Below are 25,551 nucleotides of genomic sequence, written 5' to 3'. Positions count from 1 at the left end.
CTACGCCACATCGTCCACGGGGTCCATGGGGTCGGCGGGGTCCTCGGGGGCCGCGGGCAGCCGCGCGCCCCGGCTCTCCGCGATGCGGTGGACATTGCGGAGCGCCTCGGTGAGCTGCTCCAGCGTCAGCCTCAGCCGGTCCGGGGCGACCCCGCCCTCCGCGAGCAGATCGTCGGCGTGGACGAGCAAATCGCCCGCCATGCCGAGCTGGACGTTCTCTATGGTGTCCGCGACCCGCGAGATGTAGCCCGTGCCGTCGCCGTCGAGATAACACGGCTTGCCCTCGGGACTGGACCACGGCAACAGCCGTGCCTCATGCGTTCCCCCGCCCATCACCGTGCTCCCTTCGAGACGCCTGCCGGCGTCCGTCGTTCGAGCCTGTGTGCTCGGCCGGTACGGGGACCCTTGAGGCCCCCCGTACCGCCGTGGCATCAGAACGCTACCCCTGGCCGACCCCCCGGCAATCATGATCGGCCCATGCGGTGATCACTGGCCCGGCCACCGGTCCGGCCACCGGTCCGTCACGACCCGGCCGCCACCCGGATGATCTCCCGCACCTGGGCGATGATGTCCAGCCGGTTCCTCACGAAGACCGGGTCGGTGATCTCCGTGGTGTTCCCCGGACCGAACTCCAGCACCGGGGTGTGCACATGGCCCCCGGGGACGTCCAGCCCGAGCCGGTCCCGCAGCAGCGTCGCCCGGTACGCGATCTCGTTCGACAGGTAGTTGCCGCCGCCGCCCTCCCGGGCCGTCGAACCCGGCGTCGGACCGGCCGGGTTGGTCACGACCGCCGTGCCGCCCGCCGGGATCTCCTTGACCGAGGTGTTGTCGTAGACCGGGAAGCGGCCCGTGGCCGCGGCCAGGATCGCCGTGTGCGGCAGCGTCGAGGACGTCCACTGCGGCTGCGAGGCCGGATCGCTCACCGGCACCGTCTCCGTGCGCGAGACCGTCTCGTTGTCCGGGAAACCGCCCCGCCAGGCCCCGTTCGTCCGCTCGATGTCGATCCGGCCCGGCCGCCCCTGGCTGACCGTGGTGAACAGATCGGCCCGCGAAAGCTGCCCGCGCAGCGTCCACTCCACCGAGCCGTCCGCGAAGTCCTGCCAGCGGACCGGGAAGACCGCCGTCTCGATCCTGGCCGGGCCGTCCGCCGTACGGATCACGGTCCCGTCCAGCGCCAGCGCCGTCGCCCCCGACGGATTGCTGATCCGGACGTCCCGGTCCAGGGTGAACGGGTCGAAGCCCGTCATCACGATCCGCTTGAGGTTCCGGTGGCCCTTCCGGCCGCCGTCACGGTCGCCCGTGTGCATCGAGTCCTGGCCGCGCGAGGCGCGCTCCAGCCGGTCCAGCAGGCGGGCCCGCCGGTCCTCGCTCACCCCGAAGTCGGGCTGCCACTGGCGCAGCTCGCGGGTCATCGCCAGCCGCGCCCAGTACAGCGGACGGTCGTCGTCCCGGCTCAGATCGCCCACCGAGGGCCCGCGCCCCTGCGCCCGGTCCACTGCGCGCTCCCACAGCGCCGAGCCGTGGCGCGCCACCGCCCGCTCGGCCTGCCGGTGGCTCCGCGCGCCGTCCAGCGCCCTCGCGAACCCGGGCGCCACGGTGTCGAAACCGCTCCGCCGCAGGATCTCCCGGGGTACGGCCCGGTCGAGCCGCGCCTCCTCGACGGTGACCGCCGGAGCCGGGGCCGGAGCCGGGGCCGGGGCCCGGGAGGCGTCGGCGGCCGAGGCGGGCAGCGGGGCGGTCAGGGTCAGCGGCAGCAGCAGAGCGCCGATCACGGCGGCTCGGGCGCTTATCGGGGACATGGGGCGATCCTTCCGTCGGGGGTGGCGGAAGTATCGCCCCATGATCATGTTCCTGGCTAGATCCGGCCCTCTCGGCCTGAGGGGTCAGAGCGGCGGGCGGGCCGCCGTGATGTTCCGGTAGGCGATCTCGGCGAGGGCGCTCTGTCCGTCCTTGCTCGGATGGAACCAGTCCCAGCGGCTCAGCAGCTCTTCGGTGAAGCGGTGCTCGAAGACGGCGCCGCCGTCGTACCGGCAGCGCTCGTCCTTGGCGCAGACGTCCTTCAGCACCTTGTTGTACGCGACGACCCGGCCCTGGACCAGGGCCCGCCGGCGGTCGGCCTTGGCGCTCAGATCCTCCGCGTCGCCCAGCATGGTGGCGCAGATGCCCAGATCCCAGACCGCCCGGCCGAGCGCGTCGTCCCGGCCGGTGGACCAGAGCCGTTTGAGATCCGGCACGCTGGATACGTACACATGAGACTTGGGAGCCGCTCGCCGCAGCTCCCGCAGCGCATCCTGGAACGAGGTCCGGAAGTCCGCCACCGGTGTCATCAGCTCAGTCGAGTCGGCGCACGCGTCGTTCGCGCCGACCATCACCGTGACCAGATCGGGTTTTCTGGCCGCGGCCCTGCTCATCTGCCCGCCGAGATCGGCCATCTCGGCACCCGTCCGGGCGTAATTCCAGGCCCGCTCGGCGATGGCCGCCGGCTCGCCGATCAGCCGGCTCGCCAGGCTGCGCACCGTGTCGTCGGTGCCGGTGACCCAGGAGGCCTCCGGGCAGTCGGAGAGCACCGCGCACGCGTCGAAGGCGCGGGTGATGGAGTCGCCGACGGCGGCGATGGTGTCCGGGCTGCGGTCCCAGGGCGGGGCCGGAGCCGGGGGCTTCTTGGCGGGCGCGCCATTGGCCCGGGAGTCGGACGACATGTCACATCCGGTGAGCGCACCGGCCGTGAGCAGTGCGGCGGCGGTCAGAGCGGCGGCGGTCCGCCGCGCCCCCGTCCGTCTGATGGCATGGGCTTGGCGCTTCTCGCGCATCCCCGTTCCCCTTCGAATCCGGCGCCCCCGAGGTCCTGCCGAGTGAAAGCTTGGTGCGTACGGCCCCAGGACCGACATTACGTCACCCCGCGGCCGCCTACGCACGGTAGCTTTTCCCCGTCGCCCCAGAGCATCGTGCCCAGACGCTCCGGTTGTTTCGGTAAATTACATCACGTCACATGCTGTCCCTTTTGTGGAGATTAACTCCTGATGCTGTTTACTGAGGCCGCTGGGAAGGCGATCCTCGTCCCACACTGGAGGTCCCGGTGACGACACGCGGCGTTCTGTACATCCACTCCGCACCGCGCGCGCTGTGCCCGCACGTCGAATGGGCGGTGGCGGGGGTGCTCGGGGTGCGGGTCCAGCTCGACTGGATCCGCCAGCCCGCCTCTCCGGGCACCTGGAGGGCGGAGTTCTCCTGGCAGGCCCGGGTGGGCACCGCGTCCAAACTCGCCTCGGCGCTGCGGGGCTGGCATCTGCTGCGCTTCGAGGTCACGGCCGAGCCCTGTGCCACGGCGGAGGGCGAGCGCTACAGCGCCACCCCCGAGCTGGGCATCTTCCACGCCGTGACGGGGATGCACGGCGACATCCTGATCCCCGAGGACCGGCTGCGGGCCGCGCTGCTCCGGGCGGCCCAGGGCGAGACCGATCTCGCGGCGGAGATCGAGAAGCTGCTCGGCAAGCCGTGGGACGACGAGCTGGAGACCTTCCGTCACGCGGGCGAGGGAGCGCCGGTCCGCTGGCTCCACCAGGTGGTCTGACCCCGCCGCCCCCCACAGGAACGACAAGGCCCGCACCCCCCACCGGGGATGCGGGCCTCAGCTGTCCGTGTCTACGGGCGAACGGATCAGACGGTCGGTCAGACGGTACGGAACGCGAGGACCACGTTGTGGCCGCCGAACCCGAACGAGTTGTTGATCGCCGCGATCGTGCCCTGCGGCAGCGGCCTCGGCTCGCCGCGCACGATGTCGGCGTCGACCTCCTCGTCCAGCTCGTCCACATTGATTGTCGGAGGCGCGAGGCGGTGGTACAGCGCCAGGACCGTCGCGACGGTCTCGATGCCGCCCGCGCCGCCCAGCAGATGACCCGTCATCGACTTGGTCGCGGAGACCGCGACATGGTCGAGGTCGTCGCCGAGCACCTGACGCAGCGCCTTGATCTCGGCGATGTCGCCCAGCGGCGTCGAGGTGGCGTGCGCGTTGAGGTGCGCGACCTGGTCCGGCTTGAGGTCCGTGGTCTCCAGCAGATGGCGCATCGCCGCCGCGATGCCCCGGCCGCCGGGCTCCGGCTGCGCGATGTGGTGGCTGTCCGCGGACAGCCCCTGGCCCAGCACCTCGCAGTAGACCCGCGCACCGCGCCGGGCCGCGAACTCGGCCGACTCCAGGACGACGACGCCCGCGCCCTCGCCGAGGACGAAGCCGTCCCGCCCCTTGTCGTAGGGGCGCGAGGCCTTCTCGGGCTCCTCGTTGTTCTTGGACATCGCCATCATGTTGGCGAAGGCCGCCACCGGCAGCGGGTGGATGGCCGCCTCGGTACCGCCGGCGATCACCACATCGGCCCGGCCGTTGCGGATCATCTCCACGGCGTAGCCGATGGCCTCGGCGCCCGAGGCGCACGCGGACACCATGGCGTGCACGCCCGCCTGGGCGTTCACCTCCAGGCCCACATTGGCCGAGGGGCCGTTCGGCATGAGCATGGGCACGGTGTGCGGGGAGACCCGCCGCGAGCCCTTCTCCTTCAGTACGTCGTACTGGTCGAGCAGAGTCGTGACACCGCCGATGCCCGACGCGATCACCGCGCCGAGCCGCGCCGGCTCGATCTTCTCGTCCTCGCCGGCCGGAGCGGTGTAACCCGCGTCGGCCCACGCCTCCCGGGCCGCGATCAGCGCGAACTGCGCCGAGCGGTCCAGCTTGCGGGCGAGCGGACGGGGCAGAACCTCACTCGGGTCGACCGCCGCACGCGCGGCGATCTTGACCGGGAGGTCGGCGAAGCGCTCGTCGTCCAGGAGCTTGACTCCGGAGCGTCCGGCGAGCATGCCTTCCCAGGTCGATGCGCTGTCGCCACCCAACGGTGTGGTTGCGCCGATACCGGTGACGACCACAATGCGATTGGTCGAGTCCACAGGAATTCATTCTCCACGTGTAGGGGGTGCTGAATGTGCACGACGCCACCGGAAGGTGGCGACAAGCGCGCCTGAGAGGTCAGGCCGTGCCGGGAACCGGACCGGCTACTTGGCGACCTGGTTCTTGGCGATGTACTCCGCGGCGTCGCCGACGGTCTTCAGGTTCTTGACGTCGTCGTCCGGGATCTTGACGTCGAAGCGCTCTTCGGCGGCGACGACGACCTCGACCATGGACAGCGAGTCGACATCCAGGTCGTCGGTGAAGGACTTGTCCAGCTCAACGTCCTCGACCGGGATGCCGGCGATCTCGTTGACGATCTCGGCGAGACCGGAAACGATCTCTTCCTGCGTGGCGGCCATAGTGGCGCTCCTTCGATTCTGTAACAGAGAGTGAGGCGTCCGGAGGATCCGGCAGCCACTCCGGGGTAAACCGGAACGGAATCCGCTCGGAAGCGGGAGACCGGCCCGGAAGATCCGGTTCGACTAGGGGAGGGTAACGACCGTTGCCGCGTAGACGAGACCCGCCCCGAAGCCGATGACGAGCGCCGTGTCGCCGCTCTTGGCCTGTCCGGTCGCCAGGAGCCGCTCCATCGCGAGCGGGATCGAGGCGGCCGAGGTGTTGCCGGTGGTCTCCACATCACGGGCGACCGTGACATGCTCCGGCAGCTTCAGAGTCTTCACCATCGAGTCGATGATCCGCATATTGGCCTGGTGCGGAATGAAGACATCCAGGTCGTCCGCGCTGATTCCGGCCGCGTCCAGCGCCTGCTGGGCGACCTTCGCCATCTCGAACACGGCCCAGCGGAAGACCGCCTGGCCCTCCTGCGTAATCGCGGGGAACCGGTCCACGGTGCCGTCGCGGTACTCGGTCCACGCCACGGTCTGCGTGATCGTGTCGGCCTTGTCGCCCTCCGAGCCCCAGACCGTCGGGCCGATCATCGGCTCCTTCGCGGGACCCACGACGACCGCGCCCGCGCCGTCGCCGAAGAGGAAGGCCGTCGCCCGGTCCTCCAGATCGGTCAGATCGCTCAGCCGCTCCACGCCGATGACCAGGACATACTCCGCCGAGCCATCGACGACCATGCCCTTGGCGAGGGTCAGCGCGTAGCCGAAGCCCGCGCATCCCGCCGAGACGTCGAACGCGGCCGGCTTGATCGCGCCGATCTTGTCCGCGATCTCGGTGGCCACCGCGGGGGTCTGCTTGAAGTGCGAGACCGTGGCGACGATGACGCCGCCGATCTGCTGCGGACTCACACCGGCGTCGGCGATCGCCTTGCCCGCGGCCTCCACGGACATCGCGCTCACGGTCTCTTCCTCGGAGGCCCAGTGACGGGTGGCGATGCCGGAGCGGGACCGGATCCATTCGTCGGAGGAGTCGATCGTTTCGAGGATCACCTCGTTCGGCACGACCCGGACGGGACGGTAGCCGCCCACACCCATGATCCGTGCGTACGGAGCGCCCTTGCTGGGCTTGATCTTCGCCATCTCTACGGCTCTCCTTGTCAGGCTGCGTCGGCGGCTGAGTGCTCGGCGACGAGCACCCGCGCCGCGTCGAGATTCTCCGGGGTCTTCAGCGCCAGCGTGGCCACACCGGGCAGCGCGCGCTTGGCGATTCCGGTGAGCGTGCCACCGGGGCAGACCTCCAGCAACGCTGTGACGCCGTGTGCCGCGAACGTCTCCATGCACAGGTCCCAGCGCACCGGGTTGGCCACCTGGCCGACCAGCCGCGCGACGACCTCGGCGCCGGAGGAGACGACCGCGCCGTCCTTGTTGGAGATGTACGGCACGACCGGGTCGGAGACCGTGAGCTGTGCCGCACGCGCCTGAAGGGCGGCCACGGCCGGTGCCATGTGGTGCGTGTGGAACGCGCCCGCCACCTTCAGCGGGACGACCCGGCGGACGCCCTCGGGCTTGTCCTCGGCCAGGGCGGCCAGCTGCTCGGCGGTTCCCGCGGCTACGATCTGGCCCGCGCCGTTCACATTGGCCGCGGTCAGACCGAGCCCTTCGAGATGCGCGACGACCTGCTCGGTCTCACCGCCCAGCAGGGCGGCCATGCCCGTCTCGGAGACGGCGGCGGCCTCGGCCATCGCCAGCCCGCGGGCCCGGACGAAGCCGAGCGCGGACACCTCGTCCAGCACGCCCGCGAGGACGGCGGCGGTGATCTCTCCGACGCTGTGCCCCGCGACGGCGCCCGGGGACAGCTCGCCGAGCTCGGCGGCGGCCAGCAGACCGGCCGCGACCAGCAGCGGCTGGGCCACGGCGGTGTCACGGATCTCGTCCGCGTCGGCCTTGGTGCCGTAGTGGACGAGGTCGAGATCGATGGCGTCCGACCAGGCCTTGACACGGTCGGCCGCGCCGGGCAGGTCGAGCCAGGGAGTCAGGAAGCCGGGCGTCTGAGCGCCTTGGCCGGGAGCGACGAGTACGAGCACTCTCACACTCTCTCTTGTGTACGGCCTCGGCCGCCCGTGAGGACAGGGACGAAGAACCGTCAGGGGAATTGTTGGTGTCCCACAAAAGTCTAGGTCTGTGAATCTCCGTCGGCCAAGCGTCCGAGGATGAGCGCGATTCGCAGAGTGAACGCGGAGCGTACATCGGAAGGTGACCATCCGGTGACGTCTGTCACACGTCGTAGCCGGTAGCGCACCGTGTTGGGGTGAACAAACAACATTCGTGCCGCGCCTTCGAGGCTGCTCGCCTGTTCCAGATAGACACTGAGGGTTTCCAGCAGCGCCGATCCGGCTTCTTCCAGCGGTCTGTAGATCTCCTCCACCAGCTGCTCGCGCGCCGCCGGGTCGGCGGCGATCGCCCGCTCCGGCAGGAGGTCGTCCGCCAGGACCGGTCGCGGAGCATCCTGCCACGCGGAACAGGCCTTCAGCCCGGCCGCCGCCGCCTGCGCCGATTTGGTGGCGGCCAACAGATCGGGCACCACGGGGCCCGCGACCACCGGACCCGCCGCATACGGGCCGATCAGGGCCTTGGCCACCTGGAGCGGGCTGTCGCTGCCGCCCGCGATGACGACCAGCCGGTCGCCCAGCACCCCGGTCAGCACCTGGAGCTTGGCGTGCCGGGCGGCCCGGCGGATCGCCTCCACCGTCAGCTCGCTGTCGCCGTCCGGCGCGGTGCCGAGGATGACGCTGACATTGTCGGGGGAGTTCCAGCCCAGCGCGGCGGCCCGGGAGATCGCGCCCTCGTCGGCCTCGCCGGAGAGCACGGCGTTCACCACCAGCGACTCCAGCCGGGCGTCCCAGGCCCCGCGCGCCTCGGCGGCCTGCGCGTACACCTGCGCGGTCGCGAAGGCGATCTCCCGGGCGTAGACCAGGAGCGCCTCCCGCAGCACCGACTCGTCGCCGGGGGCGGCGACCTCGTCGATGGCCGTCTCCATCACCTCGATGGTGGTGCGCACCATCTCCACCGTCTGGCGCAGGGTGATCGCCCGGGTCAGCTCGCGCGGAGCCGTCCCGAAGACATCGGTCGAGATGGCCTGCGGGGTGTCCGGATGCCGGAACCACTCGGTGAACGCGGCGATGCCGGCCTGGGCGACCAGACCGATCCACGACCGGTTCTCCGGTGGCATCGCCCGGTACCAGGGCAGCGTCTCGTCCATGCGCGCGATGGCATTGGCGGCGAGCCTTCCGGAGGACTGCTCCAGGCGGCGCAGCGTCGCGGAATGCGGGTGGGCGTCGTTCGTTGCGGGTTCGGGCACGGGGACAAGAGTGCCTTATCCGGACGGCGGAGCTAAGTGCTGGGCCCCGGTCCGGATGGTGGACAGGGCCTGGGTCGGGCCCGTGCGGGCTCTGGCCTACGGTGGGGGAGTGATTGACGTACGCCGCTCGGCGGACCGCTACCGGGGCGGGGAACCGGACTCGGGCATCGACACCCGGCACGCCTTCTCCTTCGGGCCCCACTACGACCCCGACAACCTCCGCTTCGGCGCGCTCATCGCCTGCAACGAGGAACGCCTCGCCCCCGGCGCGGGCTTCGCCGAACACCCGCACAGCCACACCGAGATCGTCACCTGGGTGGCCGAGGGCGAACTCACCCACCGCGACTCGGCGGGCCATGCCACCGTCGTGCGCCCCGGGGACCTCCAGCGCCTCGGTTCGGCCTCCGGCGTCCGCCACGAGGAGCGCAACGACGGCCGGGAACCGCTGGTCTTCGTCCAGATGTGGCTGGTCCCGCCGGAGCCCGGCGGGGAGCCCTCGTACGAAGTGGTGCGCGGCCCCGGCGACGGCTCGGCCTACCGGCTCCCGGGCACGGGGGCGCTGCTCCATGTGCTCCGCCCGGCGGCGGGGGAGCGGGTCGCGCTGCCCGCCGCGCCCGCCGTCTACGTCCATGTGGTCCGCGGTGAAGCACGGCTGGCCGGGGAGGACTTGGGGCCCGGGGACTCGGCGCGGATCACCGGCGGCGAGGCCCCGGAGCTGACCGGGGTGTCCCCACACCGGGCCGAGATCCTGGTCTGGGAGATGGGCGGCTGACGCCCCCGCCCCAGCCCCCCGCCCCGGCTTCCCGGGTCAGCGCAGTTCGGCCAGGACCGCGTCCGTGAACGGGGGCCAGGCCTCGATCGCCCAGGGCCCGAAGGGCCGGTCGGTGAGCGCCACACAGGCCGCCCCCGCGTCCGGGTCGATCCACAGGAAGGTGCCCGACTGGCCGAAGTGGCCGAAGGCGCGCGGCGAGGACGTGCTCCCGGTCCAGTGCGGGGACTTGCCGTCCCGGATCTCGAAGCCCAGCCCCCAGTCGTTCGGCCGCTGCCGCCCGTAGCCGGGGAGCAGCCCGTCCAGCCCCGGGTGGACGACGGTCATCGCCTCCAGGACGGTACGGGGGTCGAGCAGCCGGGGCGTCTGCACCTCCGCCGCGAACCGGACCAGGTCCGCCACGGTCGACACCCCGTCCTTGGCGGCCGAGCCTTGGAGCGTCGTGGACGTCATGCCCAGCGGGTCCAGCACCGCCTGGCGCAGATACTCCTCGAAGGGGATGTCCGTCGCCTTCGCGATGTGGTCGGCGAGCGCCTCGAACCCCGCGTTGGAGTAGGTCCGCCGGGCCCCGGGGGCCGAGGCCGCCCGGTGCTCGTCGTACGCCAGCCCCGAGGTGTGCGCCAGCAGATGACGGACCGTGGACCCCTCGGGCCCGGCCGGCTCGTCCAGCTCGACCGCGCCCTCCTCGTACGCGACGAGCGCCGCGTACGCCGCCAGCGGCTTGGTCACCGAGGCCAGCGGGAACCGGTGCCCGAGGGGCCCGTGCGAGCCGGCGAGGGTGCCGTCCGCTCGTACGACGGCCGCCGCCGCGGTGGGCACGGGCCAGTTCTCGATCATCGCCAGGCTCTCCATGCGTACGAGCCTAAAGCCTGCCGCCCCACCCGCTGCTACGAGGCCCTAGAGGACGAGCCGCATCGCCGGGTCGGGGGTGCGGACGAAGCCCAGGGAGGCGTAGAGCGGCTCGGCCTCGGGCGAGGCCCGCAGATTGACCTGGCTGACGCCCCGCTCGCGGAACCAGCCGAGGAGCCCCTCCACACAGGCGCGGGAGTGGCCCCGGCGGCGCATGTCGGGGTCGGTGGCGACACTGAAGAGATACCCGCCGAGGCCGTGCGGATTCCCGGGGCCGCCGATCCGGTAGCCCACGCTGCCGACCGCGCAGGCCGCGAGCCCGCCGCCGGGGCGGTCCACGACGTACGCGCCCAGCTCGTCGGGGCGCTCGGCGATTCTGGCCCGCAGGGCGGGCAGGGCGAGCGGCTGCCAGTCGGTGTCGCCGCCCTTCCCCCAGTAGGAGTCGAGCATCACCTGTCGCAGGCGGATCAGTTCTTCGGCGTCTTCGGGCTTCGCGAGGCGTGCGTGGCTCATGGGGCGCACGCTAGAACAGGGACGGTGGAACCGGCCATCGGTTTCCGCCGTATTCCGCCGGACCCGCGCTTCCGCTTGCTTCGAGCGCACTCGAAGGTTTTAGCGTTGGCGGCATGACGCTGACCGAGAGCAGTAGCCGTGCGCTCCCCCGCCCGGAAGGGCAGGACCGCTACACGATCAGCGAGGTCGCCGCCCACACCGGGCTCAGCGCGCACACCCTGCGCTGGTACGAGCGGATCGGGCTGATGCCCCATGTGGACAGGTCGCACACCGGGCAGCGGCGCTTCACCAACCGCGACCTGGACTGGCTGGCCTTCGTCGGCAAGCTGCGGCTGACCGGGATGCCGGTCGCGGACATGGTCCGCTTCGCCGAGCTGACCCGCGAGGGCGGGCACACCATCGGCGCGCGGCGCGAGCTGCTCGTGCGGACCCGGGGCGATGTGCTCAGCCGCATCGCCGAGCTGCACGACACCCTCGCGGTGCTCGACCACAAGATCGAGGTTTATTCGGACGCGATGCAGACATCGCCCGAGGAGTAGGAGCGGACATCCGATGAGCGAGGACACGATCGCCCAAGTACGACTGGGCACGGACGGACCCCTGGTCGGGGTGCAGGGCCTGGGCTGCATGGGCATGAGCGAGTTCTACGGGCACACCGACGAGTCCGCGGCCCGCGAGACCCTCGAAGCGGCGCTGGACGCCGGAGTCACCCTCTTCGACACGGCGGACATGTACGGGCGCGGGGCCAACGAGGAGTTCCTCGCCCCCTTCCTGGGCGCGCACCGCGACCGGATCACCATCGCCACCAAGTTCGCCATCGCACGCGGTGAGGACGACGGCTTCCGAGGGGTGCGCAATGACCCGGCGTACATCCGCCAGGCCGTGGAGGGCAGCCTCCGGCGGCTGAGGACCGAGGTCATCGACCTCTACTACATGCACCGCCGAGACCCGGCCGTGCCGCTCGCCGAATCGGTCGGCGCGATGGCCGATCTGGTACGGCGCGGTCTGGTGCGGCGGCTGGGTCTGAGCGAGGTCACCGGGGCCGAGCTGCGCGAGGCGCACGCCGTGCACCCCATCGCGGCCCTTCAGTCGGAGTGGTCCCTCTTCAGCCGGGACGTGGAGGACAGCGCGGTCGGCGCGGCGGCGGAGCTGGGGGTGGCCTTCGTGCCGTACTCGCCGCTCGGGCGCGGCTTTCTGACCGGCTCGTTCCGCGCGGGCGCGGTCTCGGACGGCGATTTCCGCGCCGATCTGCCGCGCTTCTCCGGGGCGAACGCCGAGACCAATGAGGCGCTCCTCGAACCCGTCCGCCGGATCGCGAAGGCCCACGGCGCGACCCTCGCCCAGGTGGCGCTGGCCTGGGTGCAGCAGCGCGCCGAGGTCCACGGCCTGGTGGCCGTGGTGCCGATCCCGGGCACCCGTAAGCCGGAGCGGCTCCGCGAGAACGTGGCGGCGACCCGGCTGACGCTCTCCCCGGCGGAGCTGGCGCTGCTGGAGCCGATCGCCGGACAGGTGGCGGGGGAGCGCTATCCGGACATGTCCTCGACCTCGGCGGCCCGCGAGTAAGGGGTCACCTCAGGGCGAAGACGGCGAACCCCGCCGCCAGCACCCCCGCCGCCGTACGCCGGGCGGTGGCCGTTCCCGTACCGCTCGGCCACGGGGCCTCCAGCACCCGCGCGTACCGGCCGAGGACCACCAGCAGCACGGCGAAGACCGGCAGCCAGGCCACACGGGCCGCCAGCCAGCCGAGGGTGTCGGGCGCGGTGGTGAGGCCGGGCACCGCGCCGAGGCGGGCGGCGGGGACGGCCGCCGCCAGCATCGCCGTCTGGTGCCAGCACAGGATCGTCATCGCGGAGAGATTGACGACCACGACCGGGGCCCAGAGCGCGGGCCCGGCCAGCAGCCGCGCGATCCTGTCGCGCAGCAGGACCGCCGCGCCGCTCTGCGCGGCGGCGAGCGCGAGGACCAGCAGCGAGGGCGGATGGGAGTTGGCGCGCTCCGCGCCCGGCACTCCCACCATGGACGCCGGGTAGCCGAACACCGCCAGCAGCAGCGCGAACAGCGCGATCCCCCCGGCGAGCAGCGCCCGGGCGTGCCGCGCGGTGACCCGCCCGGCGCCCCAGGCGACGCCCAGCTGATAGGCGAAGAGCCAGCCGGGCAGGATGTTCAGCAGACTCAGCCAGGACGGCACGGCATCGGCGTACGGCCCGTACCGCAGCAGATCCACGACGGCGACCGAGCCGAGCAGCGGGGCCGCCGACCAGACGCCGAGCCGGGCGGCGGCGCGTACGCAGTACGGGGTGAGCGCGGTGATCACCGCGTAGACGCCGACGAACCACAGCGGCTGTACGACCAGGGTCGACCCGGTGCGCAGGGTGGTCACCGGCACCCCGAGCCCGTACAGCGCGAGCGCCAGCACCGCCCACACGGCGGCCACCCCGAGCACCGGCCGGCCCAGCCGGGCGACGCGCCGGCGCAGCCACTGCCCGGTGGGGCCGTCGTGCCGCCGGTAGGAGAGGGCCGAGGCGTACCCGCCGACCAGGAAGAAGACGCCCAGCATCTGGAGCACCCAGCTGACGGGCGCGAAGAAGCCGAAGGAGGCGAGCGGGCTGGCGTTGCGGAGCGCGCCGTCCGGGTCGAGGGGGAGTCCGCCGAGCAGCCAGTGCCCGAGGGGCACGGCGAGCAGGGCGAGGGCGCGCAGCCCGTCGATCGCGCGGTCGCGGTGGGCGGGGGTCCGCGCCTCGATCCGGGCGGCGGCCCTGGCGTACGCGCTTCTCATCGCACCTCACCGGTCCGTCCCCGCGCGATGGCGGCGAAGGCGGCCAGCGAGTCGGTGCCGGGGGCGAAGTAGCCGGTGTGCCCCTGGGCCCGCTCGGCCGGGACGCGCCGTGCGCCGAAGCCGGGTTCGGCGGGGTCGCGGCCGTGGCCGAGCCCGAGGAGCCGTACGCCGGGGACCTTGGATATCCAGTCCGACGCGTTCTTGGCGGCCCAGACCCGGGCCCCGGTGTCCAGCTCGGCGACGGAGTCGGCGCGCATCCCGGGGGAGCCGAGGGCGACGATGTCCGAGGCCCCGGCCTCCTTCGCGGCGAGCCCGCAGACGACGGAGCCGTAGCTGTGGCAGAACAGGCTGGGCCTCGGGGCCCCGACCGCCCGGAGCCCCTGGGTGAACCGGACCAGCCGCGCCGCCCCGGCCTCGGCCAGCTCCCCGGACGCGGCGTCCAGACCGATGCCGACGGGGGTGGTGTAACCGGTCCACGCGATGACGGCGGTCCGGTCCCCGGTGGCGGTACGCAGCGCCCGGGCCATTCCGGCAGGGGTGCCGTACGGGTCCCTCGCCCGGTCGAAGCGGGCGGCGTCCATGTCCGCCCCCGGCACGACCACGGCCACGCTCCCGGCCCGCTCCAGATCCCCGTACACCTCGGCGACCTGCCCGCGCCCCCGAGGGTCGAAGGCGAGAATCCGCCGGCCGGGGGCGGCGAGCCGGGCGTGCTCAGTGCCTCGCACCGCGCGGGCGTTGGCCTCGTACCGCAGCTTCACGGGCACCCCGTCGAGATTGCCCACCACCAGCGGATGCCGCCGGACCAGATACTCCCGCTCCGCCTCGCTCAGCCCGGCGAAGAACTCCGCGACCCGCTCCGGCCGCGCGCCCCCGGCGTCCGGCAGCTCCCGCCCCAGCCCCCGGTCCCGCTCCCACGCCCCGGCCCCCGGCGGCGGCCCGGTCACCGCCGACTCCCCGCTCCCCGACGCCCACCCCGCGCTCCCGCCCACCACCGTGACCGCGAGCGCGAGCGCCGCGAGCGTCCTCCTCCTGCGACGGCGCATGGTCCCCGCCCCTTTCCTCCCGTACCGGTGTGACGGGAGGAAAGTAGGAAGCGGACGGGTGAGGGGGCGTCACCCCGGGGAGCCATCTCCCGGGTGCTACCGGGGTACGGGGGGTGTCACCGGGGCTCTCGGCCCTTCGCCCGGGTGAACCGGCAGAGCCCCGGTGAGCCTGGCGCATCTCGCCGACTCTGCTCAAAAGACGGGCGGCCGGCCCGCGCGGGTGAGCCGTACGACCGTGCGCCAGCTCATCGGCGCGCGTTCGCCGTATCCGCCGCGCAGCCCCTCCCCGAATCCGGCGAGGGAGGCCCTGAGGGCGGCCCGGTCGCGGGTTCTCCACAGGGTGAGGAGAATCCAGGTGGCCAGGTTGAGCGGCACCAGGAGGCGGGGCAGATTGCGGCGGGCGAGCCAGACCCGGTTGCGGGCGCCGAGGCGGTAGAAGGTGGCGTGCCTGGCCGGATCGGTCGCCGGGTGATGGACGATGATCCGGGGCAGATAGCGGCCGGTGCCGCCCTGGTCCCAGAGCCGCCAGGCCAGGTCGATTCCCTCGTGGAAGAGGAAGAAGTGCCCCGGCCACCCCCCGGCGGCATCGAAGGCCGAGCGGCGGATCATGACGACCCCTTCGGCCATGACGGTCACGATGCCCGCCCGCTCCGGGTCCGAGGCACGCAGACGAGGCACCCAGCGGCGCAGGGTGACGCCGCTGTCGGGGTCGGTGATGCGGGGCTGCGCGTACGCCAGGGCCGGGTCGCTGCGGAGTTCGGCGGCGAGCCTGGCCAGGGTGTCGGCGGTCGGCAGGATCGCGTCGTTGTCGAAGAAGAACAGATAATCGCCCGTGACGTTCGCGGCCCCGATGTTGCGCCCCTCGGGGATGCCCGCGTTCTCCGCCAGGGCGACGGTCCGCACCCCGGGCGCCACCTGCTCGGGCACGCAGCCGTTGCCGACCACGACCACGTCCAGGTCGACGCCTTCCTGAGCGAGGAGCGAGGCCATCGCCCGGGGGAACTCCTCGGGCCGGTCGTTCATCGTCAGGACCACGGCACCGACGGTGGGCCGGGTTGCGACAGTGCTCACGAGGACGGGTCCTTTGCTGATCGGGCGAGGGCGCACGGGCCCGTCGTCGCCGAGAGGAAGGCCCCTACCTTAGCCCCGGATCCAAGAGGTGCGGAGCGGCCCGGAGGGAGTCCAGAGCGGCTTCCAGCGCGGTGTTCAGGGCGTTTTGGGTGCCGGTGTGGTCCTGGCGGGGGCGGCGGTCGATGAGGGTGTCAGCGACGGCGAAGACGGCTGCCGCTTCGATGTCTCGGTGCTCAGCCACGGCGAAGACGCCAGCGGCCTCCATATCGGCGGTCAGGACGCCGAGGCTGCCGTATCCGGCGATCTCGGCGGCGGTCTCCCGGTAGGGGGCGTCAGTGGTCCATGTGGGGCCTTGCCGCACCGGCACGTCCAGGGCGCGGAGGCTGTCGGCAAGGTGGCCGGTCAGGTGCGGCGAGGGCGTGATGTGCGCTCGGGGCGGCAGGTAGTGGTGGGAGACTCCCTCGTCCCGCAATGCGCTGTCACACACGACGAGGTCGCCGGGGCGCAGATCCGCGCGGAGGGAGGCGGCGGTGCCGACGGTGATGACGCGCCGAGCGCCCAGGGCGATGAGCTGTTCCAGTACGAGGGCGGCTGCGGGGGCTCCCGGGCCGAAGCCCCCACAGATGCCTGCCTCGCCGCCTTGGTATTCAAGGACGCGCAGGTCGGCACGGACCCAGTCCAGACGGCGGGCGGCATGGCGGGAAACGGCCTGTTTGACCATGTGTCGCTGATAGAGGAGGACCACTCCGTCGAGATCCGCCAGTGTCGCCGCAGGCTCCCGCTCTCGGACGTAGGCGGCGTGCTCGGCGGGGTCGGGCACTGCGGGCAGGATGTGTTTGCCCGGATGCAGCGGCAGGCGTCCCTTCATTCCTGAGCCTCCCGGGCGGCGAGGGCAGTGGCGAACTCTCGCTCGGCAGCCGGGTTGACACGGTTGACCGTGTGCCACGGGAGTACGGGCTCGTCCATGTGCCGCAGATGACGGTCGTAGTCCAGGCCCCGTTTGCCCAGTGCGTCCAGGAGTTCGCCCTTGGTGAGGGTCCCCAGGTCGGTTCCGGCGTCGTAGAGGTCTTCCAGGACATGGCCGATGCGCCGATCCCCGCGCGAGCAGACGACTTCGAGGTGCATGCGGCTCGTCTCGCCGTAGAGCACCCGGTAGTGCTTCTCGTACTCGGTGTCGCCGACCAGTTCACGCAGCCGCTCGCCGATCTGGTCCCCGTAGGTGAGGACCACGTCAGGGTCGGCCATCCGCAGGCGCTGGCTCGGGGTGCCGGGCTTTGGCATGAACTGGTGCAGCTTGACGATGACCGTGCCGTCCGGATGCCCGAGCCGCTCGCGGACATCCCGGGCGTAGTCGGCGATGGCGAGGCGGTCGGCGGGGCGTTCGCCAGGGGCTCCAACAATGAAATAGAGCATGATCGTGTTGACGTGTTCGCTTCGGCGGCACAGGTCGATGGCCTTGTTCACGCGTTCGCGTTTCTGGGTCTTGCCATACAGGGCGACAAGGTCGGGGGCGGCCCATTCGGGGGCGATGGTGATGATGCCCCGGGCCTGAGTCAGGTTTAGTTCGGTGAACAGATGGCCGAAGTCGCCGAGTTCGGTGACGGCTTCGAGGTAGTCGGCGCTGATTTCGTCCGCGCGGATGGAGCCGATGATCGTGGTGACCTTCTCCCCCTCGGCCGCCGCCCGGTCGGCGTAGGCGCGGATGTGTTCCAGCAGGGGACGGCGGTGCTTGTACTGGGTGAACGTCGGCGCGCTGATGATGATTGTCCGGACCCGGTGGTGTTCGAGCCGGTCGATGTAGTCGGTAAGAAGGGCAAGGGGGGTCTGTCGGAAGTCGGGGACACCGAGGTTGCAGAAGCCGCAGGTGTGCTGGCAGCCGAGGACGGGGTGGATGCCGGCGGCGGTGCCGTCGGTGATGGGGTAGCAGAAGTGGGCGGGGTGCAGATCGGCGACGGTGAGGTACTGGGCGTGGACGGCCGCCGGGACGGTGAGCCTGCGGGGCCGGATCGCGCTCACGCCTCCGCCGGGGAGGAAGTCGCAGGTGTACATCGAGGGCACGTACAGGCCGGGGACGCGGGCGAGCCGCTCGTGGAGCGAGGTGTTGTCGTCGGGACGGGTGTGGTGGGAGCGGAGGATGCGGAGGAGTTCGGGGAGGGATTGTTCGGCTTCGCCGATGGCCACGGCGTCGAGGTAGTCGGCCAGGGGTTCGGGATCGGCCAGGCCGCTGTTCCCGCCGATCACCAGGGGGTGGACGCCGGGGGTCCGGTCGGCGGTGCGGCGGGGGATGCCGGCGAGGTCCAGAAGGCGGAACACGCTGTGGAGGTCGCCGGAGTTGACGACGGAGATCCCGACGACGTCGGCCTCGTTGACCGGGGCGGCGGATTCGATGCTGCGGTAGGGCTCGCCGTCGGGGGTGGTGAGCCGGTTCCCGTCGCGTACCAGGCAGTCGTACTGGATGGCGCGTTCGGCGACCGCCGGGATGCCCGGGGTGCGGTTGATGAGGTCGTGCAGGCTCATCGGGCCGTTGCACATCAGGCTGTAGGCGTGGCCGAAGGGCATGAGGAACACCATGCGCAACAGCCCGGTGGGGTCCTTGGGCGGGTAGGGGTCGGCTACGGGGATCTCCCGAGCCCGGATGGCGTCGGTTTCCTGCTGGAGCTGGGACACCGGGGTTCGACCTCTCACTCGGTGGTGCCGTGGGTGCGGGCGATGTGCTCGGTGGCCTGCTGGATCGCGTCGCAGATCGCGGCCTCGTCCCCGGGCACCATCCGGGGGTGGAGGCAGGGGCACAGCAGGCGGGAGGCCAGATGTTCGGCCCGGGGGCAGCGCTGGTCGTTGGTGTGGCGGCGGATCAGACGGTGGCCGAGGTAGGTCACCGGGTCGCTGACGATGCTGCCGACGCCGTATCGCTCGGCGAGCACGTTCATCAGCTGGTCCCGGCCGTCACCGGCCCAGGACGCGGGTACGAGGAGGTTGTGCCGGTAGTACAGGTGCTGTCTGTCGTGCCAGGTGGGGGGAAGGGCCAGCTCGGCGACGTGGGTCAGACGCTGGGTGCGGCGGTGGGCCCGGTCGATGCGGGCGGCGTTCATCCCGTCCAGCCGGGTGAGCTGGACCAGGCCCACTGCGGCCTGGGCCTTGGTCATCATCTGGTTGACGCCCCACCGGTCCCGGCCGCCGTAGGTGCGCAGGGTGCGCAACCGGTCGGCGAGAGCCTGGTCGTCTGTGGTGACCATGCCGCCCTGGCCGAAGGTGGTCATGAGCTTCTTCGACTCGAAGCTGAAGACCGTGGCCCAGCCCTCGGCTCCGACTACTTGGCCGGACGGGGTGCGTCCGCCGCAGCACCGCGCGGCGTCCACGATGATCCGGGGCGGGCCGTGCACGGGGTGGGGGTGGCGTTCGGCCAGGGTAAGGAAGGGGCGCAGGTCGGCTGCGGCACCGTTCCAGTGAGTGATCAGGATCGCCCTGGTGCGGGTGGTGAGCACCCGCTCGGTGTCGACGGGGTCCAGGTTGAGGGTGAGCGGGTCGGGCTCGGCGAGAATCAGGCTGCCGCCCTGGCCGATGACCGCGAGATGCGGTCCGACGAAGTTGATCGCACAGGAGATCACTTCGTCCCCGGGCGTGAGCCGGAGGTGGTGCAGCACCATCTCCAGCGCGGTGCCGCCGGAGTTGAACGTCACCGCGTGGGCGGCGGCGGTGTAGGCGGCGAACGCGTCCTCGAAGGTGCCGGTGTACGACGCGGGCCTCCAGCCGGTCCGCCAGTCGTCGGACTCGGCCAGCACTCGCCGGACGGCCTCGTGCTCGTCCTCGGTGTACCAGCCGCCCTGGGCGGGTTCCACCGGCCAGCGCAGGTTCGCGGCCGTACGCGGCACCGTGGCGGGGTTCGTGGGCATCAGGTCCCTCCTCGTGGGGAGTGCGAAGGGTGTGTGGTTCAGCGGGGCTGGTCCGGGGCGGCCGCAGCGTGATGCTGCTGATGCTCGAAGGCGCGAATCGCCTCGATCTTCACGGCGGCCGAGGACGCTGTCTCGAAGCAGCAGGTGAGCCATTCCGCGACCAGGTGCCGTGCCAGGGCGAGCCCGATGACCCCCTGGCCGAAGGCGAGTACCTGGGCGTTGTTGGAGAACACCGAGGCCCGGACGGACAGCGGGTCGTGGGCGGTGACGGCCCGGATGTCCCGGACCTTGTTCGCGGCGATGGCCATGCCGAGACCCGTGTGGCACACCAGGAGTGCGCGGTCCGCCTGGCCGTCGGCGACGAGCTGGGCGGCTGTGAAGGCGACCTCCGGATACGGGCGGCGGGTCCGGTCGTTGGCCCCGATGTCGATCACGGCGGTCACCAGAGGGCTCACGCGAAGGTCGGCGGCGAGGGTGTTCTTGTACTCACGGCCCGCCGGGTCGGAGCCGACCACCACGCGGAGCTTGTTCCGATGCGCGCGCATGCGCGTCCTCCTCGGTCAATGAGGGATCACGGGTCAGATCACCGCGAGGGCGAGGGCGGCGAGAAGCACGGCGACCACGCCGATCAGGACAGCGGACTCGACGCTCTCCCGGCCACGGCGGCTCACCGGGCCCGCCTGCCGCCCGGGTCGCACCGGCAGGCCGGCGGTTCATCGGGCTGCGTCGGCGGATCCGGGCGCGAGACGGCCGTCTGCCGGGCCTCGGCCGCGTCGGCGACGTACGGAGCGAGAATCACGACCGGAGGCAGCAGCCCGAGAAGGCCGAGCAGGGCCAGGGCCCGCGCAAGCCCCGCCCCTTCGGCCGGGTACCGGCCCGCTCACCAGCCCTCCGCTTTCCGCGCGGCCAGCGGAGCCCAGGAGAACAGAACCCGTACGCCGAGCTCCCGGAACCAGGTGATCTCGCCCTGGCGCAGAGCGGAGACGGGACTGATCGCGTTCGGCCAGCGGACGATCACCACGGAGACGGCACCGTCCTCGGCCATCGCCCGGACGCGCAGCCAGCCCGTGCGCCTCGCCGGGTCCGGCTCGCCGTAAGGGTCGGTGATCTCCGCCAGGATGCGCAGTGCGCGCTGCTCGGCGAACGAGTGGCCTTCCTCGACCGCTCGTTCCTCGGCGAGGCCAGGGGCGTCCGGACTGCGCTCGACGCAGATGTAGAGCACCGCCGGGGTGGCGCTGCCGTTGGCGATGGGCCCGCCGCTGAGGGGCGGTGCGGTGGGGTAGGGGAGCGTCAGACGAGTGGCGGGGGTTGTCCAGCCGTCCCCGCCGCCTGCTTGGCCCCGGGCAACAGTGGCCCCGGGCTGTTTGCCGCGCTGCCTTCCTCGCACGGTCACCGGTGCCTCCGTCTCCTCGCAGGAGTGGCGCAGCGATCCGTCTCCGGGTCTCGCTGCTGTGGGCCGACCGGTACTCCGCCTGTTCCAGCGGGGTACCGGTCGGTGGAAAACCACTCAACCGCCTGGCTCCGGAGGGCGGGAGGACCCAACATGTAACCCCGCGTAGTCCTGCGTAACCCACGGGCGAGAGGGCCGGTCGGCCATGGCACATGAGGGAAACCGCCGTATTGATCACCTCATCCGCGACGCCTGCGAGCAGCGCGGTTGGGGTCCCTCCAAACTTGCCAGGGAGCTGGGTATCGCGGCAGGTCAGGGCCCGGACAGCATGAGCCGCCAGTACGCGCGAAAGCTGTTGAGCGGTGACCGCACCCCGGGAGAACACTGGAGGCCGTACGTCATCCAGGTCTTACAGCTGGATCAAGAGGCTGAATCCTCTGCCCGGATCGCCGATTCTGTCGATACCGTGGTTTCAGTCCTGGCCCTGGGAAGGAACGAGAGCATGGACCGTCGCAGCTTCCTGACCTCCTCCGGCGGTGGCGCGTTGTCCTTCCTCGGTGTGCCCGACGCCGACGCCATCACCCGGCGGGTCCTGTCCGCTCCGGTGGGTGCCGTACGGGTCGGCAGTGGGGAGGTGGAAGCCATCCGGCAGATGGTTCAAGTCCTTGGCGACAACGCCGCCGAGTACGGCGGCGGGCATGTACGTCACCTCGCTGTCGGCTACCTCACCCAGAACGTCGGGCCGTGGCTGGAAGGCCGTTACACCGAGGCCACCGGCCGCGACCTGTACGCGGAGGCCTCGCGGCTCGCCCATCTCATCGGCTGGATGACCCAGGACCGGCCCGACGACGACGCCGGCGACATCGCCCGGGGCTACTACACGCACGCCTACCGGCTCGCCGACGAAGCGAATGAGCCGGAACTCGCGGCCACGGCCCTGCGCGGCATGGCGGTCCAGGCCATGGAACTCGGCCCCCGCCACCACGCGAGAGCCCTGGCTCTGTCGGAGAAGTGCGTGGACCGGGCCAAAGGGCTGAGCGATCCCCGGATCATGGCCTACTACCAGTCCACACTCGCCGAGGCCGCCGCCCTGGACGGGGACCACAAGCTCGCAGCCAAGAGCCTGACCGCCTCCCAGAACTCCATCGAGCGCACCGCCGATGCCCCCACCGGCACCTCGTGGGCCTCTCACTTCACCATCGGGCGCTGGGCGCACTCCTCCGGGCTGATCCTCGCCCACATGGGAGATCTTGACGGAGCTCGTGTTCAGCTCCACCAGGCCCTCGCCGTCCACGGCCTGGACCGGCGGCGCAGCCGGGCCAATGTCCTTGGTCACCTCGGAGCCATCCACCTCCGCCAGGGCGACCTGGACGGAGCGCTCACCGTCTGGAAGGACTTCCTGGACTGCGCCGAAGGCGTCCAGTCCACCCGCGTACGGGACTCCGCCGAGGACATGCGCATGCGCCTCGCCCGCTACCCGAATGATGTGGACGCACAGGTCCTTGCCCAAAGGGCCGCCACGCTCCTTGCCCGGCGGGCGTAACCAACAGCCGGCCGGACGGAACCAGGAGTAATAGGGACCGGGTCAGCCCGTCCCGGGCCGCACCAGCCCCGACTCGTACGCGAAGATCACGGCCTGGGCGCGGTCGCGGAGGTCCAGCTTCGCCAGGACGCGGCCGATGTGGGTCTTGACAGTCTGTTCGGCGACGACGAGATGGGTGGCTATCTCCTGGTTGGAGAGGCCACGGGCGATCAGTTCGAGGACCTCGGTCTCACGGGGGGTGAGGCCCTTGAGACGGAGGGAGGGGTCCTTGCGGGAGGGCGCGGGGCGCTGGGCGGCGAATTCGGCGATGAGGCGGCGGGTGACGGAGGGGGCGAGGAGGGCCTCGCCGGCGGCGACGACGCGGACGGCGGCGATGAGGTCGGCGGGCGGGGCGTCCTTGAGGAGGAAACCGGAGGCCCCGGCGCGGAGCGCCTCGTACACATAGTCGTCGACGTCGAAGGTGGTGAGCATCAGCACCTTGGGGATGTGGACCACGCCCGGCGGGGGCCGGAGGATCGCGCGGGCCGCCGCCAGGCCGTCCATCTCGGGCATGCGGACGTCCATCAGCACGACGTCGGGGTGGGTCTCCCGGGCGGCCGTCACCCCCGCGCGGCCGTCGGCGGCCTCGCCCACCACATCGATGTCCGACTGCGCCGACAGCAGCGCGGCGAATCCGGCCCGCACCATGGCCTGGTCGTCGACGATGATCACGCGGATGGTCACTCGGCGTCCTCCGGGGTCGCGGGCGTCGCCATCGGCAGACGCGCGGCCACCCGGAAACCGCCGTCCGGCAGCGGACCGGTGTCCAGCGTGCCGCCGGTCAACCGTACGCGCTCCCGCATGCCGACCAGCCCGTGCCCGGTCCCGGTGGACTCCAGCGGCGACCGGGGCGAGTCCGCCGGGCCGTTGACGACCAGCACCACCAGATCCTCGCCGATCGACGAGACCGACACCCGGGTCACCGCGCCCGGCGCGTGCCGCACCACATTGGCCAGCGCCTCCTGGGTGATCCGGTACGCCGACAGATCCACCGCCTGCGGGACCACCGCCGGATCCACCGCGAGCGACAGCTCGGCCGGCACCCCCGCCCGTACGGTCGCCTCCACCAGCTGCTGGAGCCGGGAGAGCCCGGGCTGCGGGGCGAGCTCGCCGTCCGTGCCGTCGCTGCGCAGCACCGTCAGCAGCCGGCGCATCTCGCCGAGGGACTCCCGCGCGCCCGCCGCGATCGCCGCGAACTCCTCGCGGGCGGCCTCCGGGAGGCCCTCGATCCGGTACGGGGCCGAGTCGGCCTGCACCGTGATCACCGACATGTGGTGCGCGACCATGTCGTGCAGCTCCCGCGCGATCCGGGCGCGCTCCTCCAGCAGGGTGCGCCTGCCGCGCTCCGCCTCGCTGATGGACTCCTGCGCCGTGAGCCGCCGCTGGGCCTCCCGCTGCTCCCGCAGCGCACCGGTGAGCAGCAGCACGGCACCGCTCACCAAGAACAGCACCACAGGGGTGCCGTCGGTGCGCTCCGACGAGATCAGCTCGAAGACAAGCCCGGCCAGGCCCGTCATCAGCCAGACGGCCACCAGGGTGCGGTGCCGCTCACGTACGCCCAGGGCGACCATCAGCAGCAGATATCCGACGATCAGCGGTGGGGTCCACGGCCAGCTTTCTTCCGGTGTCCCGGGGGCGCGCATCAGGGCGACGGCGCCGATCAAGGCGGCGGCGAAAACGATCCACCAGGCTTCCAGCGGCCGGGTCACCGCGAGCAGCAGCGGCGCGGTCTGCGCGGTGGCCAGCAGCGCGGCGACCCCGTTGGTCATTCCGTAGACATCGTTGAGCACCTGGATGGTGACCGGCAGCAGGGCGGCGACCGCCGCGAAGGCCAGGACGTAGGGGACCCGCCGCAGCCAGGGCCTCGCGGACGAGCCGAGGAGCGGTCCGGTGTACTCGGCGGGAGTGCGGAGACCGTCCGCGAGGAGCAGCAGATTCCGCCGGGCGGCGCGTGACAGGGGGACCTGCGGCGTTCGCGGAGGTGAGGGGGGTGAGGGAGGTGATGTCTTGGTCATGGCCCGATCAGGGTAGGCAGCGGGACCGTCTCCGGGCGTCATACCCCGGAGCCGCCCCGCTGTCGTACCCGGGTATGACACGCGCACCCTGCCGGGCGGCGGCTCACAGCTCCGCGAGCAGCTCCGCCTTCTTCGAGCTGAACTCGTCGTCCGTGACCAGCCCGGCCTGATGCAGCTCCCCGAGGTGGCGTATCCGCTCCGCGATGTCCGCCGGATCCCGCCGCCCGCCCCCGCGCAGGGCCATCGCCGGGGTCCTGGCCGATTTCTGGACGGACTCCAGCACGGCGGCGGCGAACGGCAGCGACTCGTGCAGCGGCCCGCCGCGCGGCCCGAACACCACCGCCGCCGGGTCCTTCTCCGGCTGCGCGGGCCGGCTGGGCTCGGAGCGCAGCAGCAGCCGCAGATGGCCGTCGGCGGCCTCCGGGGTGCGCCACTCGACCCCGGTCAGCTCCTGGACCGGGAAGTTCTGGTCACCCACCTTCCACTTCGCCGACGAAGCGCCCGTGCGCGACCAGCGGAAGCCGACGTGCCGGCCGTCGAAGGACGCCCGGCCGTCGTACGCCTTGAACTGAAGCGGCGCGTCGGGCACGGCGTACGGCGCGGCCACCGCGTAGCGGTCGGCGGGCTGGTCCGCGTCGCGCGGGAGCACCGCGCGCAGCTCGTCGGCCCAGCGCAGCGCGAGCGCCGCCCGGTCGGCGGGGATCACCAACCGGTACGGATCGGACTCTTCTCTCAGCTGTCCGGCGGCCGCCTCCATCAGCGGATCCGCCCCGGCTCGGGGTGCCGCGCGCAGCACCGTCGTTCCCCGCTTGCCCGGGGAGAGTGTCACCGATGCCAACGCCTCGTGGGGGATGCGGCGTTCGCGGAGCGCCTGAAACAGCTTCGGCGTGCGGTGTCCCCGTTCAAAGCGGATGAGCACGGAGTCTGACTCGAACTCCCACGTGGCTTGAATTCCCGCCAGTACATCACCCATACGCATCATCGTAGGCGTCACGCGCCCGCGCGTCGCCCCTCAGTT

Annotated in this window: 26 protein-coding genes; 5 read left to right on the top strand and 21 right to left on the bottom strand. The window is 71.8% G+C overall.

Annotation, left to right across the window (positions count from 1 at the left end; translation table 11 throughout):
• The 3 genes from IE247_RS07295 to IE247_RS07285 all read right to left on the bottom strand — a co-directional run bounded on the left by IE247_RS07295 (window position 1) and on the right by IE247_RS07285 (window position 2,810).
• Window positions 1-333: a hypothetical protein gene (locus IE247_RS07295; protein ID WP_190122039.1), complete on the bottom strand. Its 333-nt coding sequence runs from the start codon at window positions 331-333 to the stop codon at window positions 1-3.
• A 188-nt stretch (window positions 334-521) separates the two neighbouring features.
• Window positions 522-1,799: a pyroglutamyl-peptidase I gene (locus IE247_RS07290; RefSeq protein WP_190122038.1), complete on the bottom strand. Its 1,278-nt coding sequence runs from the start codon at window positions 1,797-1,799 to the stop codon at window positions 522-524.
• An 84-nt stretch (window positions 1,800-1,883) separates the two neighbouring features.
• Window positions 1,884-2,810 (bottom strand): SGNH/GDSL hydrolase family protein, encoded by a 927-nt coding sequence (locus IE247_RS07285; protein WP_190122037.1) that lies wholly within the window; start codon window positions 2,808-2,810, stop codon window positions 1,884-1,886.
• Between the two features lie 266 nt (window positions 2,811-3,076).
• Between IE247_RS07285 and IE247_RS07280 the strand changes: the two genes are divergently transcribed.
• Entirely contained in the window at window positions 3,077-3,571 is a 495-nt protein-coding gene (locus tag IE247_RS07280; protein WP_190122036.1) for a DUF3145 domain-containing protein, read from the top strand.
• Between the two features lie 98 nt (window positions 3,572-3,669).
• Here IE247_RS07280 and fabF read toward each other — a convergent pair whose 3' ends face one another.
• From fabF to IE247_RS07255, 5 genes are all read right to left on the bottom strand, one after another.
• Entirely contained in the window at window positions 3,670-4,932 is a 1,263-nt protein-coding gene (gene fabF, locus IE247_RS07275) for a beta-ketoacyl-ACP synthase II (protein ID WP_190122035.1), read from the bottom strand.
• Between the two features lie 105 nt (window positions 4,933-5,037).
• Window positions 5,038-5,292, bottom strand: coding sequence for an acyl carrier protein (locus IE247_RS07270; RefSeq protein ID WP_190122034.1), 255 nt, complete (start codon window positions 5,290-5,292; stop codon window positions 5,038-5,040).
• Window positions 5,293-5,415: 123 nt separating this feature from the next.
• Entirely contained in the window at window positions 5,416-6,417 is a 1,002-nt protein-coding gene (locus IE247_RS07265; protein ID WP_190122033.1) for a ketoacyl-ACP synthase III, read from the bottom strand.
• A gap of 17 nt (window positions 6,418-6,434) precedes the next feature.
• Window positions 6,435-7,361: an ACP S-malonyltransferase gene (locus tag IE247_RS07260; protein ID WP_190122132.1), complete on the bottom strand. Its 927-nt coding sequence runs from the start codon at window positions 7,359-7,361 to the stop codon at window positions 6,435-6,437.
• Window positions 7,362-7,450: 89 nt separating this feature from the next.
• A complete protein-coding gene (locus IE247_RS07255) occupies window positions 7,451-8,635 on the bottom strand; it encodes a PucR family transcriptional regulator (protein WP_190122032.1) in 1,185 nt (394 codons plus the stop codon).
• A gap of 109 nt (window positions 8,636-8,744) precedes the next feature.
• Between IE247_RS07255 and IE247_RS07250 the strand changes: the two genes are divergently transcribed.
• Entirely contained in the window at window positions 8,745-9,407 is a 663-nt protein-coding gene (locus IE247_RS07250) for a pirin family protein (protein WP_229868754.1), read from the top strand.
• A gap of 36 nt (window positions 9,408-9,443) precedes the next feature.
• On the opposite strand, the gene IE247_RS07245 is transcribed toward IE247_RS07250, so the two are convergent.
• Entirely contained in the window at window positions 9,444-10,256 is an 813-nt protein-coding gene (locus IE247_RS07245; protein ID WP_190122030.1) for a serine hydrolase domain-containing protein, read from the bottom strand.
• Between the two features lie 45 nt (window positions 10,257-10,301).
• Window positions 10,302-10,766 carry a GNAT family N-acetyltransferase gene (locus IE247_RS07240; RefSeq protein ID WP_190122029.1) on the bottom strand — a complete coding sequence of 155 codons (465 nt, stop codon included), beginning with the start codon at window positions 10,764-10,766 and terminating at the stop codon, window positions 10,302-10,304.
• Between the two features lie 113 nt (window positions 10,767-10,879).
• Here IE247_RS07240 and IE247_RS07235 point away from each other — a divergent pair, with 113 nt between their 5' ends.
• A complete protein-coding gene (locus IE247_RS07235; protein ID WP_190122028.1) occupies window positions 10,880-11,305 on the top strand; it encodes a MerR family transcriptional regulator in 426 nt (141 codons plus the stop codon).
• A 13-nt stretch (window positions 11,306-11,318) separates the two neighbouring features.
• Window positions 11,319-12,329, top strand: coding sequence for an aldo/keto reductase (locus IE247_RS07230; RefSeq protein WP_190122027.1), 1,011 nt, complete (start codon window positions 11,319-11,321; stop codon window positions 12,327-12,329).
• 4 nt (window positions 12,330-12,333) lie between these two features.
• Here IE247_RS07230 and IE247_RS07225 read toward each other — a convergent pair whose 3' ends face one another.
• From IE247_RS07225 to IE247_RS07190, 8 genes are all read right to left on the bottom strand, one after another.
• A complete protein-coding gene (locus tag IE247_RS07225) occupies window positions 12,334-13,542 on the bottom strand; it encodes an acyltransferase family protein (RefSeq protein ID WP_190122026.1) in 1,209 nt (402 codons plus the stop codon).
• Entirely contained in the window at window positions 13,539-14,585 is a 1,047-nt protein-coding gene (locus IE247_RS07220) for an alpha/beta hydrolase (RefSeq protein ID WP_190122025.1), read from the bottom strand. The genes IE247_RS07225 and IE247_RS07220 overlap by 4 nt, the downstream gene beginning before the upstream one ends.
• A gap of 192 nt (window positions 14,586-14,777) precedes the next feature.
• On the bottom strand, window positions 14,778-15,656 hold the full coding sequence (locus IE247_RS07215; protein ID WP_190122024.1) for a glycosyltransferase family 2 protein: 879 nt from the start codon (window positions 15,654-15,656) through the stop codon (window positions 14,778-14,780).
• Between the two features lie 64 nt (window positions 15,657-15,720).
• A complete protein-coding gene (locus IE247_RS07210) occupies window positions 15,721-16,524 on the bottom strand; it encodes a nucleoside phosphorylase (RefSeq protein WP_190122023.1) in 804 nt (267 codons plus the stop codon).
• On the bottom strand, window positions 16,521-18,323 hold the full coding sequence (locus IE247_RS07205; protein ID WP_190122022.1) for a B12-binding domain-containing radical SAM protein: 1,803 nt from the start codon (window positions 18,321-18,323) through the stop codon (window positions 16,521-16,523). Before IE247_RS07205 ends, IE247_RS07210 begins: the two co-directional genes overlap by 4 nt.
• 14 nt (window positions 18,324-18,337) lie before the next feature.
• Window positions 18,338-19,546 (bottom strand): DegT/DnrJ/EryC1/StrS family aminotransferase, encoded by a 1,209-nt coding sequence (locus IE247_RS07200; protein ID WP_190122021.1) that lies wholly within the window; start codon window positions 19,544-19,546, stop codon window positions 18,338-18,340.
• A 38-nt stretch (window positions 19,547-19,584) separates the two neighbouring features.
• A complete protein-coding gene (locus IE247_RS07195; protein WP_190122020.1) occupies window positions 19,585-20,091 on the bottom strand; it encodes an RpiB/LacA/LacB family sugar-phosphate isomerase in 507 nt (168 codons plus the stop codon).
• 335 nt (window positions 20,092-20,426) lie between these two features.
• Entirely contained in the window at window positions 20,427-20,939 is a 513-nt protein-coding gene (locus tag IE247_RS07190; RefSeq protein ID WP_229868751.1) for a hypothetical protein, read from the bottom strand.
• Between the two features lie 202 nt (window positions 20,940-21,141).
• Here IE247_RS07190 and IE247_RS07185 point away from each other — a divergent pair, with 202 nt between their 5' ends.
• Window positions 21,142-22,479: a tetratricopeptide repeat protein gene (locus IE247_RS07185; RefSeq protein WP_506005034.1), complete on the top strand. Its 1,338-nt coding sequence runs from the start codon at window positions 21,142-21,144 to the stop codon at window positions 22,477-22,479.
• Window positions 22,480-22,521: 42 nt separating this feature from the next.
• On the opposite strand, the gene IE247_RS07180 is transcribed toward IE247_RS07185, so the two are convergent.
• The 3 genes from IE247_RS07180 to IE247_RS07170 all read right to left on the bottom strand — a co-directional run bounded on the left by IE247_RS07180 (window position 22,522) and on the right by IE247_RS07170 (window position 25,506).
• A complete protein-coding gene (locus tag IE247_RS07180) occupies window positions 22,522-23,202 on the bottom strand; it encodes a response regulator (protein WP_190122019.1) in 681 nt (226 codons plus the stop codon).
• Window positions 23,199-24,533 (bottom strand): sensor histidine kinase, encoded by a 1,335-nt coding sequence (locus IE247_RS07175; RefSeq protein WP_229868746.1) that lies wholly within the window; start codon window positions 24,531-24,533, stop codon window positions 23,199-23,201. The genes IE247_RS07180 and IE247_RS07175 overlap by 4 nt, the downstream gene beginning before the upstream one ends.
• 103 nt (window positions 24,534-24,636) lie before the next feature.
• A complete protein-coding gene (locus IE247_RS07170) occupies window positions 24,637-25,506 on the bottom strand; it encodes a DUF4429 domain-containing protein (RefSeq protein WP_190122017.1) in 870 nt (289 codons plus the stop codon).
• Window positions 25,507-25,551: the final 45 nt, after the last annotated feature.

Source organism: Streptomyces inusitatus (assembly GCF_014651115.1).
Lineage (GTDB): Bacteria > Actinomycetota > Actinomycetes > Streptomycetales > Streptomycetaceae > Streptomyces > Streptomyces amakusaensis.
The sequence above is the reverse complement of the archived record's forward strand: the minus strand, read 5'-3'. Positions and strand labels throughout refer to the sequence as shown.

What these genes read in the sequence shown, in the direction of transcription:
- IE247_RS07295 (WP_190122039.1), bottom strand. Translation starts at nt 333, where the DNA reads ATGGGCGGGGGAACGCATGAGGCACGGCTGTTGCCGTGGTCCAGTCCC.
- IE247_RS07290 (WP_190122038.1), bottom strand. Translation starts at nt 1,799, where the DNA reads ATGTCCCCGATAAGCGCCCGAGCCGCCGTGATCGGCGCTCTGCTGCTG.
- IE247_RS07285 (WP_190122037.1), bottom strand. Translation starts at nt 2,810, where the DNA reads ATGCGCGAGAAGCGCCAAGCCCATGCCATCAGACGGACGGGGGCGCGG.
- IE247_RS07270 (WP_190122034.1), bottom strand. Translation starts at nt 5,292, where the DNA reads ATGGCCGCCACGCAGGAAGAGATCGTTTCCGGTCTCGCCGAGATCGTC.
- IE247_RS07265 (WP_190122033.1), bottom strand. Translation starts at nt 6,417, where the DNA reads ATGGCGAAGATCAAGCCCAGCAAGGGCGCTCCGTACGCACGGATCATG.
- IE247_RS07245 (WP_190122030.1), bottom strand. Translation starts at nt 10,256, where the DNA reads ATGGAGAGCCTGGCGATGATCGAGAACTGGCCCGTGCCCACCGCGGCG.
- IE247_RS07240 (WP_190122029.1), bottom strand. Translation starts at nt 10,766, where the DNA reads ATGAGCCACGCACGCCTCGCGAAGCCCGAAGACGCCGAAGAACTGATC.
- IE247_RS07235 (WP_190122028.1), top strand. Translation starts at nt 10,880, where the DNA reads ATGACGCTGACCGAGAGCAGTAGCCGTGCGCTCCCCCGCCCGGAAGGG.
- IE247_RS07230 (WP_190122027.1), top strand. Translation starts at nt 11,319, where the DNA reads ATGAGCGAGGACACGATCGCCCAAGTACGACTGGGCACGGACGGACCC.
- IE247_RS07225 (WP_190122026.1), bottom strand. Translation starts at nt 13,542, where the DNA reads ATGAGAAGCGCGTACGCCAGGGCCGCCGCCCGGATCGAGGCGCGGACC.
- IE247_RS07220 (WP_190122025.1), bottom strand. Translation starts at nt 14,585, where the DNA reads ATGCGCCGTCGCAGGAGGAGGACGCTCGCGGCGCTCGCGCTCGCGGTC.
- IE247_RS07210 (WP_190122023.1), bottom strand. Translation starts at nt 16,524, where the DNA reads ATGAAGGGACGCCTGCCGCTGCATCCGGGCAAACACATCCTGCCCGCA.
- IE247_RS07200 (WP_190122021.1), bottom strand. Translation starts at nt 19,546, where the DNA reads ATGCCCACGAACCCCGCCACGGTGCCGCGTACGGCCGCGAACCTGCGC.
- IE247_RS07195 (WP_190122020.1), bottom strand. Translation starts at nt 20,091, where the DNA reads ATGCGCGCGCATCGGAACAAGCTCCGCGTGGTGGTCGGCTCCGACCCG.
- IE247_RS07185 (WP_506005034.1), top strand. Translation starts at nt 21,142, where the DNA reads ATGGCACATGAGGGAAACCGCCGTATTGATCACCTCATCCGCGACGCC.
- IE247_RS07175 (WP_229868746.1), bottom strand. Translation starts at nt 24,533, where the DNA reads ATGACCAAGACATCACCTCCCTCACCCCCCTCACCTCCGCGAACGCCG.
- IE247_RS07170 (WP_190122017.1), bottom strand. Translation starts at nt 25,506, where the DNA reads ATGGGTGATGTACTGGCGGGAATTCAAGCCACGTGGGAGTTCGAGTCA.